At 72.4% G+C, this 10,376-nt stretch carries 9 protein-coding genes; 5 read left to right on the top strand and 4 right to left on the bottom strand.

All coding sequences use genetic code 11. From position 1 onward, the window contains the following. On the top strand, window positions 1-862 hold an 862-nt coding region (locus ACWF94_RS22210; RefSeq protein WP_453491016.1), incomplete at its 5' end, for an EamA family transporter. 505 nt (window positions 863-1,367) lie between these two features. Beyond that, window positions 1,368-2,942 (top strand): 4-coumarate--CoA ligase family protein, encoded by a 1,575-nt coding sequence (locus ACWF94_RS22205; protein WP_453491013.1) that lies wholly within the window; start codon window positions 1,368-1,370, stop codon window positions 2,940-2,942. Between the two features lie 51 nt (window positions 2,943-2,993). On the opposite strand, the gene ACWF94_RS22200 is transcribed toward ACWF94_RS22205, so the two are convergent. From ACWF94_RS22200 to ACWF94_RS22190, 3 genes are all read right to left on the bottom strand, one after another. Next, entirely contained in the window at window positions 2,994-3,398 is a 405-nt protein-coding gene (locus tag ACWF94_RS22200; RefSeq protein ID WP_453491010.1) for a type II toxin-antitoxin system VapC family toxin, read from the bottom strand. After that, entirely contained in the window at window positions 3,395-3,631 is a 237-nt protein-coding gene (locus ACWF94_RS22195; protein ID WP_453491007.1) for a FitA-like ribbon-helix-helix domain-containing protein, read from the bottom strand. The genes ACWF94_RS22200 and ACWF94_RS22195 overlap by 4 nt, the downstream gene beginning before the upstream one ends. A gap of 75 nt (window positions 3,632-3,706) precedes the next feature. Beyond that, on the bottom strand, window positions 3,707-4,834 hold the full coding sequence (locus tag ACWF94_RS22190) for a citrate synthase 2 (RefSeq protein WP_453491004.1): 1,128 nt from the start codon (window positions 4,832-4,834) through the stop codon (window positions 3,707-3,709). Between the two features lie 435 nt (window positions 4,835-5,269). Here ACWF94_RS22190 and pdxH point away from each other — a divergent pair, with 435 nt between their 5' ends. After that, window positions 5,270-5,893, top strand: a complete 624-nt coding sequence (gene pdxH / locus ACWF94_RS22185) for a pyridoxamine 5'-phosphate oxidase (RefSeq protein WP_453491018.1) — start codon at window positions 5,270-5,272, stop codon at window positions 5,891-5,893. A 510-nt stretch (window positions 5,894-6,403) separates the two neighbouring features. After that, window positions 6,404-7,903, top strand: coding sequence for a PAS domain-containing protein (locus ACWF94_RS22180; RefSeq protein WP_453491001.1), 1,500 nt, complete (start codon window positions 6,404-6,406; stop codon window positions 7,901-7,903). Window positions 7,904-7,978: 75 nt separating this feature from the next. Here the strand turns inward: ACWF94_RS22180 and ACWF94_RS22175 are convergent, their stop codons facing one another. Further along, entirely contained in the window at window positions 7,979-8,734 is a 756-nt protein-coding gene (locus ACWF94_RS22175) for an SIS domain-containing protein (protein WP_453490999.1), read from the bottom strand. Window positions 8,735-8,968: 234 nt separating this feature from the next. On the opposite strand from ACWF94_RS22175, the gene ACWF94_RS22170 reads away from it, so the two are divergent. Continuing rightward, the gene (locus ACWF94_RS22170; RefSeq protein ID WP_453490996.1) at window positions 8,969-9,661 is read left to right on the top strand and encodes a metal-dependent transcriptional regulator; all 693 of its coding nucleotides are present in this window, start codon (window positions 8,969-8,971) and stop codon (window positions 9,659-9,661) included. Window positions 9,662-10,376 lie beyond the last annotated feature (715 nt).

Genomic DNA, 10,376 nt, shown 5'->3' with positions numbered 1-10,376 from the left:
GGTAGGGCTCGTCGTCGCCGGAGCGCTGAGCGTCCAGTTCGGCGCGTCCGTCGCCGTACTGCTCATGCCGCGCGCCGGTGCCCTCGGCGTGGTCAGCCTGCGGCTCGCCCTCGCCGCCGTGGTGCTGGTGGCCGTCTGCCGCCCGAAGCTGCGGGGGTACGCCCGCGCCGACTGGGGCACGGTGGTGGCTTTCGGCGCGGCCATGGCGGGGATGAACGTCCTCTTCTACCAGGCCGTCGACCGAATACCCCTCGGCGCGGCGGTGACCCTGGAGGTGCTGGGGCCGCTCGCGCTGTCCGTGATCGTGTCGCGGCGGCTGGTCAACCTCGTGTGGGCGGGTCTCGCGCTCGGCGGCGTACTCCTCCTCAGCGGCGGCGGCCTCGACCGGCTCGACCCGGTGGGCGCGCTGTTCGCGCTGGCGGCGGGCGTGATGTGGGCCACGTACATCGTCTTCAGCGCCCGCACCGGACGGCGCTTCCCGCAGGCCGACGGGCTGGCCCTGGCACTGGTGGTCGGCGCGGTCCTGACCCTGCCGCTGGGCCTCGCCGAGTCCGGGAGCAAGCTGATCCAGCCGTCGATCCTCGGGCTCGGGCTCGCCGTCGCGCTGCTGTCGTCGGTCCTGCCGTACACCCTGGAACTGCTCGCCCTGCGCAGGCTGCCCGCCCCCACCTTCGCGGTGCTGATGAGCCTGGAGCCCGCGATCGCGGCGATGGCCGGGTTCCTCGTACTGAACCAGGCGCTGGCACCGGCCGATGCGCTCGCCATCGCCCTGGTGATCGCCGCGAGCATAGGGGCCGTACGGACGCAGGTGGGCGGCCGGACGCGGACGGGCGGCGACAAGCGGCGTACGGCGGGGAAGTAGGGCAGGCGCGGGCGAGCGGCCGCACCTGGCGAACGGCCGGGAGGTAGTGCGGGCGCGGGTGGCAAACGGCACCCGGCGTACCGCCGCCGGGAAGCGGGACCGGCCCGGCCCCTCGTATCCGGCCCGGCGGAGAGGGGATCGGCCCTCAGGGGCAGCACGGAGGCCCGCCCGAGGCCCGCCCCGCCCTCAGGGGCAGCACGGAGACCCGCCCCGCCCTCACACGGGCAGTCCGGAGGCCCGCCCCGCCCTCACACGGGCAGTCCGGAGGCCCGCCCCGCCCTCACACGGGCAGTCCGGAGGCCCGCCCCGTCCTCAGGGGCAGCACGGAGGCCCGCTCCGGAGGCCCGCCCGGCCCCTCGCCGGCTGCCCGGACCGCCCCCATCCGCCGCGAAAGGGGTCCGTCCGCCGCGAAACCGCCCCCGATCGCGTATCCGTCGCTCCCGGGTCTCCCCAAGCCGTGCGGTCAGCCGCGATTCTGGCCGTCCACACAGCGAGGGGGCCCACGGTGTTCCACAGCCAGTACGCCGACATCCAGCTCGTCGACGAGCCGATCCACCGGGCCGTCCTCGGCCGCGCCGCCGCGTTCGGCGAGACGCCCGCCCTGATCGACGGCGTCAACGGCACCGTCGTCAGCTATGCCCAACTCGACCTCCAGCACCGCCGGATCGCCGCCGCCCTCGCCGACGCGGGGGTGCACAAGGGGGATGTCCTGGCCCTGCACAGCCCCAACTCGGTCGCGTACCCCGGTGTCTTCCACGGGGCGACCCGCGCGGGCGCGTCGGTCACCACCGTGCATCCGCTCGCCACGGCCGAGGAGGTCGCGAAGCAGCTCAGGGACTGCGCGGCCCGCTGGATCGTCACCGTCTCACCGCTCCTCGGGGCCGCGCGCAGGGCCGCCGAACTCGTCGCGGGCATCGAGGAGATCTTCGTCTGTGACCGCTCCGTGGGACACCGCAGCATCCTCGACCTGACCGGCTCGACCGCGCCCGAACCCGAGGTCGCCATCGACCCGGCCACCGACATCGCGGCCCTGCCGTACTCATCGGGCACCACCGGCCTGCCCAAGGGCGTCATGCTCACCCACCGCTCCATGGCCACCAACCTCGCCCAGATCCACCCGCTGCTGCCGACGAAGCCCGGCGACCGCATCCTCGCCGTCCTGCCGTTCTTCCATATCTACGGCCTCACCGCGCTGATGAACGCCCCGCTGCGGAACGGCGCGACCGTCGTCGTCCTGCCGCGCTTCGACCTCGACACCTTCCTCGGCGTGATCGAGAAGCACCGCATCACCGGTCTGTACGTCGCCCCGCCGATCGTGCTCGCGCTCGCCAAACACCCGGCGGTCACGCGGTACGACCTCTCCTCGCTGGAGTACATCATCTGCGCGGCGGCCCCGCTGGACGCCCAACTGGCCGCCGCCTGCTCCCGGCGGCTCGGTCTCCCGCCCATCGGCCAGGCGTACGGCATGACGGAACTCTCACCCGGCACCCATGCCGTACCCATCGGCGCGGCAGACCCGCCGCCGGGCAGTGTCGGCAAGCTGATGCCTTCGACCGGGATGCGGCTGCTGTCCCTGGACGGTCCGGCCGGCCGGGACGCCGCGCCCGGCGAGCGGGGAGAGATCGCCATACGCGGCCCACAGGTGATGAAGGGCTACCTCGGCCGTCCCGACGCCACCGCCGCGATGATCGACGCGGACGGCTGGCTGCACACGGGCGATGTCGGCCGCGTCGACGCGGACGGCTGGCTCTATGTCGTCGACCGGGTCAAGGAGCTGATCAAATACAAGGGTTACCAGGTCGCGCCCGCCGAACTGGAGGCGGTTCTGATCACCCATGAGCAGATCGCGGACGCGGCGGTCATCGGGGTCCGGGACGCGGACGGCTCCGAGATCCCCCAGGCGTTCGTCGTACGGCAGCGGGACGCCGACGGCCTCACCGCCGACGAGGTGATGTCCTACGTCGCGGACCGCGTCGCTCCGTACAAGCGGATCCGCCGCGTCGCCTTCATCGGCGCGGTCCCCCGCGCGGCCTCCGGGAAGATCCTGCGCCGCGAGCTGAGAGCCCGGGAGGACGGCTGACCGCACCCGCCACCCGGTCACCCGGGCGTCGGCCGAACAGGACGGGACGCCCTACGGCAGGCGCAGGTTGCGTACCGCGCAGCGGATACCGGGAGCGCCCGCGAGTTTTGCGTCGACCGTGACCAGTTCGGCCCGGAGCAGTTCGGCGAGGGCGATGTACGAGGCGTCGTACGGCCACATGTTGTGGCGCAGCTGCCAGATGCGGGGGAGCAGCGGCACATGGTCGTACCGCTTCAGTGACATGCGCCCCAGGAGGCCGAGGGCCCGCTCGGCCTCGTCCTCCGGCAGCTTCCGGCCACGCGCCAGGCCGCGCAGCACGGAGGCGCACTCCAGGTCGACCGCGTACGGGGCCGCGAGGACGTGGCCCGTGGTGTGGGCCCGTACCTCGTCGGCCAGGTCGTCCGAACCGACGAGGAACTCGACGAGCGCGGATGTGTCCAGGACGAGCACGCTCATCCGCGGGCCTCGCGCATCTCCGCGATGGTGTCGGTGATGTCGTCTGCCGTGACCCGGCCGCGCGCGGCGATGGAGCGAGCTTCCTCGGCAGCCTCGGCCGGGGTGAGGGCCGAGGCTTCGCCGGTGAGCAGGTGCAGCAGATAGTTCTGGAGGGACTGGCCCGCTCGGGCCGCTCGGACCTTCAGCGTGGTCAGGGTGTCTTCCGGAACATCCCGGACGTGAATGGTAGCCATGCAAGCATTCTAGTCCCACTGCTTGCGCCTGGTCTATTCCTCTGCTGCCGGGTGGTTGGTGGGACGTCTGGGGCCTCAGCGCCCGCCCGCCGCCTCGTCCGCCGCCCCCGCCGCCCCCGCGAACCCCGGAATCTCCCGCGGGTCACGCGTCCCCGGCCCCACATACCGCGCCGACGGCCGCACCAGCCGCCCCGTCCGCTTCTGCTCCAGGATGTGCGCCGACCACCCCGCCGTACGGGCACAGGTGAACATCGAGGTGAACATGTGCGCCGGGACCTCGGCGAAGTCCAGCACGATCGCCGCCCAGAACTCCACGTTCGTCGCCAGCACCCGGTCCGGGCGGCGGCTGTGCAGCTCCTCCAGCGCGGCCTTCTCCAGCGCCTCGGCGACCTCGAAGCGCGGGGCGGCCAGCTCGCGCGCCGTGCGCCGCAGGACCCGTGCGCGGGGGTCCTCCGCACGGTAGACGCGGTGGCCGAAGCCCATCAGCCGCTCGCCCCGGTCCAGCGCGCCCCGGACGTACCCGGCGGCGTCCCCGGTGCGCTCGATCTCCTCGATCATGCCCAGGACCCGCGAGGGGGCGCCCCCGTGCAGCGGCCCGGACATCGCGCCGACCGCGCCCGACAGTGCCGCCGCCACATCCGCGCCGGTCGAGGCGATCACCCGGGCGGTGAAGGTGGACGCGTTCATCCCGTGCTCGGCGGCCGAGGTCCAGTACGCGTCGACGGCCCGGACATGGCGCGGGTCCGGCTCACCGCGCCAGCGGATCATGAACCGCTCGACCACCGACCGCGCCTTGTCGATCTCCCGCTGTGGCACCATCGGCAGCCCCTGGCCCCGGGCACTCTGTGCCACGTACGACAGCGCCATGACAGCGGCCCGCGCCAGATCCTCCCGGGCCCGCGCCTCGTCGATGTCGAGCAGCGGTTTCAGCCCCCACACCGGGGCGAGCATCGCCAGCGCCGACTGCACATCGATCCGGATGTCCCCGGAGTGCACCGGGATCGGGAACGGCTCGGCGGGCGGCAGCCCCGGCTCGAACGCGCCGTCGACGAGGAGTCCCCACACCTGTCCGAAGGAGACCTGGCCGACGAGATCCTCGATGTCGATCCCTCGGTAGCGGAGCGCGCCGCCCTCCTTGTCGGGTTCGGCGATCTCCGTCTCGAACGCGACGACTCCTTCGAGCCCAGGTACGAAGTCGGACATCAGGCGGCTCCTCACGATACGGACGACAGTGCGGGGTGGACGGTGGTGCGGGTCGACGACGGTGCCATGCGGGCGGTGGTGCGGGTGGACTGCGGTGCGATGCGGACTGTGGTGCGGACTGCGATGCGGGTGGACGGCGATGCGGACGACGGTGCGATACGGGGCGGACTGCGGCTGCGGTGGCGGTCACCCGGGGTGCTGTGCGGCCGGTGTCGCCCGGCCCGCCGGGGCCAGGCACGATATCGGCTGCTGTGGAATGGCCACAGAGGTCGGACTCAAGATTTTGGCGGTTCCGGCTGATGCCGGGAAGCGTGAGATCCGGCACACTGCCCCATCCGGGCGCCAAGGGTTAACGGCACTCGGTGCCGGGCAAACTACGGCCTGCGGCAGGATGGCCCCGTGACCGATGCCGACGCCATTCCGGACCCCGCTGTCATGAGGGAGCAGTACCGCTCCACCCCGCTCCTGGAGACGGATCTCGCCCCGACCCCCATGGGCCAGTTCGCCCGATGGTTCCGCGACGCCACCGCCGCGGGCCTGCACGAGCCGAACGCCATGGCCGTCGCCACCGCCACCCCGGACGGCCGCCCGTCCCAGCGCACCGTGCTGCTGAAGCAGTACGACTCCCGGGGTTTTGTGTTCTACACGAACTACGCCTCCCGCAAGGGCCGGGAGATCGCGGCCAACCCGTATGTCTCGCTGCTCTTCCCCTGGCACCCGATCGCCCGCCAGGTCGTCGTCACGGGCACGGCGTCCCGGACCGGCAGGGACGAGACGGTGGCGTACTTCCGCAGCCGCCCGCACGGCTCGCAGCTCGGCGCCTGGGCGAGCGAGCAGTCGTCCGTGATCGGCTCCCGCGAGGAACTGCTCAGCCGCTACGAGGAACTGGCCGCCCGCCACCCGGAGGGCGAGCAGGTCCCGGCCCCGCCGGAGTGGGGCGGCTTCCGGGTCGTGCCCGAGACGGTCGAGTTCTGGCAGGGCCACGAGAACCGGCTGCACGACCGGCTGCGGTACGTGCCGGCGGACGAGGGCTGGCGGGTGGAGCGGCTGTCGCCCTGAGGGCCGGGTCGTACGGGCCTGTCGCCCTGAGGGGCGCCACCGTAGCGCCCCGCCCCGGGACAGCAGAAACCCGCGGGCTCTGGTCCCTCCTTGCGGAGGGGCCGGCCGGACTTACCGGCGAGCCCGCGGGTCGGTGACTGCTTTGGATTGCGGCGGGAGGCCCGCCGGCTGCACAGAGTGCGACGGCAGGCGTCTAGCCCGCAGTCACCTCACGAGTCCGGAATGCGTACATCTGCCGAACCACCTCCTCTCTTGTGTAAGCCACACACTAGGAACCCCCGGGAAGCGTTTCAACCGAATTAGCCGATCCCTGTGCGAGCCCGTCCGACCCCCTGCGAGCCGTGTGATCCCCGAACGATCCCGCGCGACTCCGGAGCGATCCCGTGCGCTCCCCGTGAGGGCCTGCCGGCGGCATCGATTCACCGGAACCCCGTGTGTGCTGCGTCACCTTCGAGTTGAATGGTCCCACGCGCATCAACTCGCGCGGACGCGTCCTTGCAGGGGGCCGGGATGAGCGCTTCGAAGAGTGGGACGTCCAGCACGCTCGGGCCCGATGAGCCGGAGCGGGAGAGCACGGGGCCTGAGCCGGGATCGGAGCTGCTGGCCGCGCTGCTGGACGGCATGGACGCCGCGCTCTGCGCCTTCGACGCGGACGGCACCGTCACCCACTGGAACCGGGAGGCCGGGCGCATCCTCGGCTGGTCGCCGGAGGAGGCCGTCGGGCGGCGCGGGTTCGCCGGGTGGGCGGCCAGGGCTGCGGACGCCGGTGAGGTGGAGGGGCGGCTGATGGCCGCCATGGACGCGCCGGGGCGGCAGGTCCATGAGTTCGCGCTGCTGCGCAAGGACGGCGGACGGGTGCTCGTACGGACCCAGTCGGCGCGGGTGCTGGGTGCGGACGGCGAACCGGCCGGGGTGTACTGCGCGTTCAGCGAGGTGCACGCGCAGATCGACCTGGAGCGGTCGATCGCCCTGAGTGAGGCCCTCTTCGACGACGCGTCCTGGGGCGTCGTCCTCGTCGATGTCGATCTGCGCCCGACCGTCGTCAACGGCTACGCCTCCCGGGCCCTGGGCGCCGGCCGCACCTCACCGCTCGGGCGGCCCCTGGGCGAACTGCTCACCCAGGGCGTCGAACAACTGGAGGGCGCGCTCCACCACGTCCTGGCGGAGGGAGCGCCGCGCGGGCTCAGCGAGCTGTGGGTGACCCTGGCGGACGGTACCGGCTCCAAAGACCGCTCAGACCGCTCAGACGGCTCAGACCGCTCAGATCAGTCAGACGGCTCCAAAGAGGGCCTCAGGGAGGGCCCCCAAGAGGGCTCAAGGGGCGGCGTCCGGGACGGTTTCCAGGGCGGGCAGGGCAGTCGGCGGCGCTGCTGGCGCAGTGGCTTCCTACGGCTCGCGTCACCGCTCGCGGAGGAGCCGGTCCCGCTCGGCGTCGGCTGGCTCTTCCACGATGTGACGGACGCCAAGCTCGCCGAACAGGAAGCGAACCGGCTCCGCTTCCGGTCGAGCCAACTGCACCGCGCGGGCCGCGCCGCGGTGGAGTGCGAGGACCCGATGGAGGCGGCGACGACCTATCTGGACTTCGCGCTCGCCGGGTTCGCGGACCAGGTCCTCGTCGATCTCCTGGAGCCGGGCGACGGCGGCCGGCTGATCCGTACGGCCTCGACGCCGACGGGTGCGCCGGGCCCCTGCCTCCCGGTCAACGGCGGCGGTATCCCCGTGCGATACCCGCCGGGCCACCCCGCGCTCCAGGCGGCCGACCGCACCGGCTCGGTCCGGGCCAGCGCGCCCTCGTCCTCGGCGACCTGGTCGAAGGACCGCCAGTGGCCGCCCGGTATGACCCACGCCCTGTGCACCGTGCTGCGCAGCCGTGGACGCACCCTGGGCGTGGTGACGTTCCTGCGCGGCCCGTCCCGCCCGGCGTTCGAACGCCCCGACGCGGTGTACGCCGAGAGCATGTCGGTCCTGGCCGCGTCCGCGCTCGACCTGGCGTCCCTCACCGGCGACTGACCTCCGGCCGGGTGGGGCCGGGCGTCCTGACAAGAGGCCCTGGTGGTGAAGGACGCCCTGGTGGTGCAACAGGCCCTAGTGGTGGAAGAAGATCCGCTCCCGGTACTCCGCCATCACCCGCTCATTCCACTCAAGCCCCCCGTCCACATTCCCCGACCTCAGCAGCGGCGGCTCGATCCCCCGCTCCACCAGCCGCTCCGCCGCCGCCGCCATCGTCGCCTGCATCAGCGCGCTGGTGACGACGGTCGACGCGGGGGCGAACGGGGCCTCGATGCCGTCGTGGGTCAGCTCCGCGTCGCCGACGGAGATCAGGGAGTCGAGGACGACGTCGCAGTGGTCCTTGAGGAAGGTGCCGGAGGCGTGCCGGGAGGTGGTCGCCTCGGTGTACGCCACCGAGGTCACGCCGATGACCTTGACCCCGATGGCCCGCGCGGCCATCGCCATCTCGACGGGCAGCGCGTTCCGCCCGGACAGGGAGATGATCACCAGGGTGTCGCCGCGCTCGGCGGGGCTGGAGTCGAGGACGGCGGTGGCGAGGCCGTCCACCCGCTCCAGGGCCGAGCCGAGCGTCGCGGGCATGACATCCACCCCGACCACGCCGGGGACGGTGAGCAGATTCATCAGGGCGAGCCCGCCGGCCCGGTAGACGACATCCTGCGCGGCCAGCGAGGAGTGCCCGGCGCCGAACGCGAAGAGCCGCCCGCCCGATGCGACGGTGTCCGCGATCACCTCGCCCGCCGCCGCGATGTTCCCGGCCTCCTCGTCCCGTACACGTTGCAGCAGACCGATCGCGGCGTCGAAGAACTGACCGGCCAGCTTGCTCTCGCTCATCGCCGAACCCTTTCCGGGGGGTGTGGGGACGCGGATGAGTAACGTGCGTACCCGGTACGTATGGACCATGGAGCGCGCCGGGGAATACCCGTGCCGCGGATCACGTTGCGGTCTGGACCATTCGCCTGTCAATACGGCCTCGGGTACCGGCTTCTCCCGGTGCGGCACGGTTGTCAGTGGGATGCGTAAGAATTGAGTCCGGGGCCGCAGCGCACGAAGCATTGAGGGGCACGAATGTCCGGATTGATCGACACAACGGAGATGTACCTCCGCACCATCCTTGAGCTGGAAGAGGAAGGCGTGGTTCCCATGCGCGCCCGGATCGCGGAGCGGCTGGACCAGAGCGGTCCCACGGTCAGCCAGACCGTGGCCCGGATGGAGCGGGACGGCTTGGTGACGGTCGCCGGGGACCGCCATCTGGAGCTGACCGAGGAGGGCCGGCGGCTGGCGACGCGGGTGATGCGCAAGCACCGGCTCGCCGAGTGTCTGCTCGTGGATGTGATCGGCCTGGAGTGGGAGCAGGTCCACGCGGAGGCGTGTCGCTGGGAGCATGTGATGAGCGAGGCGGTGGAGCGGCGTGTGCTGGAGCTGCTGCGCCACCCCACCGAGTCCCCGTACGGGAACCCGATCCCGGGCCTGGAGGAGCTGGGGGAGAAGGCCGGGGCAGACCCGTTCCTGGACGAGGGCATGGTCTCGCTGGCCGACCTGGACCCGGGCGCCGAGGGCAAGACGGTCGTCGTCCGCCGGATCGGTGAGCCGATCCAGACCGACGCCCAGCTGATGTACACGCTGCGGCGCGCGGGCGTCCAGCCCGGCTCGGTCGTGAGCGTGACCGAGTCGGCGGGCGGCGTGCTCGTGGGCAGCAGTGGGGAGGCGGCCGAGCTGGAGACCGATGTCGCCTCTCACGTCTTCGTGGCCAAGCGCTAGCCAGCGTCCGGCCGGGCGTCTCACCAGGCGCTCTGTTCTGAGATGTCCCGGGCCCCGGAAAGCGCGGGTCCCGGGAGGCTGTGGGCGGATATACGCAGCGGGATACGCGGCTCTCGGCCGAGGTGTCCCATACGAGCATGAGTCCTGCCGGTTCCGCCGTGGGCCCCGGTCGGTCCGGCTCCGCCGGTCTGGCTCCGCCGGTCGGCCTGAGTGGCTTGGACGCCGGGATTCCGTCCCCCGGAGGCATCCACCCGAAGTGCCCGCACCAGCCGGAGACGGTGGCGAGAACCGTCGGGCGCTGCCCGGGCCCGGGACTTCCGCAGCTCCCCGCGTGGATTCATCCGCATCCCCGGCATCACGCGCCCCATAGGGAACGCATTCCGTCCGGAATGGCAGCGCCCGGGTGAATCGCGTGCCAGGCTGGGGCGAGGCATATGACCCACGGCCGGGGAGGGATCAGGGTGATGCGCCCCTCGTACGCCCCGCGCGTCCAGCGGCGATGCGCCCCCCCGCCCTGGCAGGCACTACCGGCCGGCTGTGGTGGCCGTACGGGCCGCCCCGGCCGTACGGGTCGCGGGACCGCGCCCCGGCGGTCCGTGCGCGGCTTGCCCGCTCCGTCCCCGTACGAGTCGCAGTCCCCTGAGGGCTCGCAGTACGAGTCGCCGTCCCCGTACGACTCTCTGTCCCCGCGCGACTCCCCGTATGACGCAGGAGG

It is taken from the genome of Streptomyces sp. NPDC055078 (assembly GCF_053607985.1).
The sequence above is the reverse complement of the archived record's forward strand: the minus strand, read 5'-3'. Positions and strand labels throughout refer to the sequence as shown.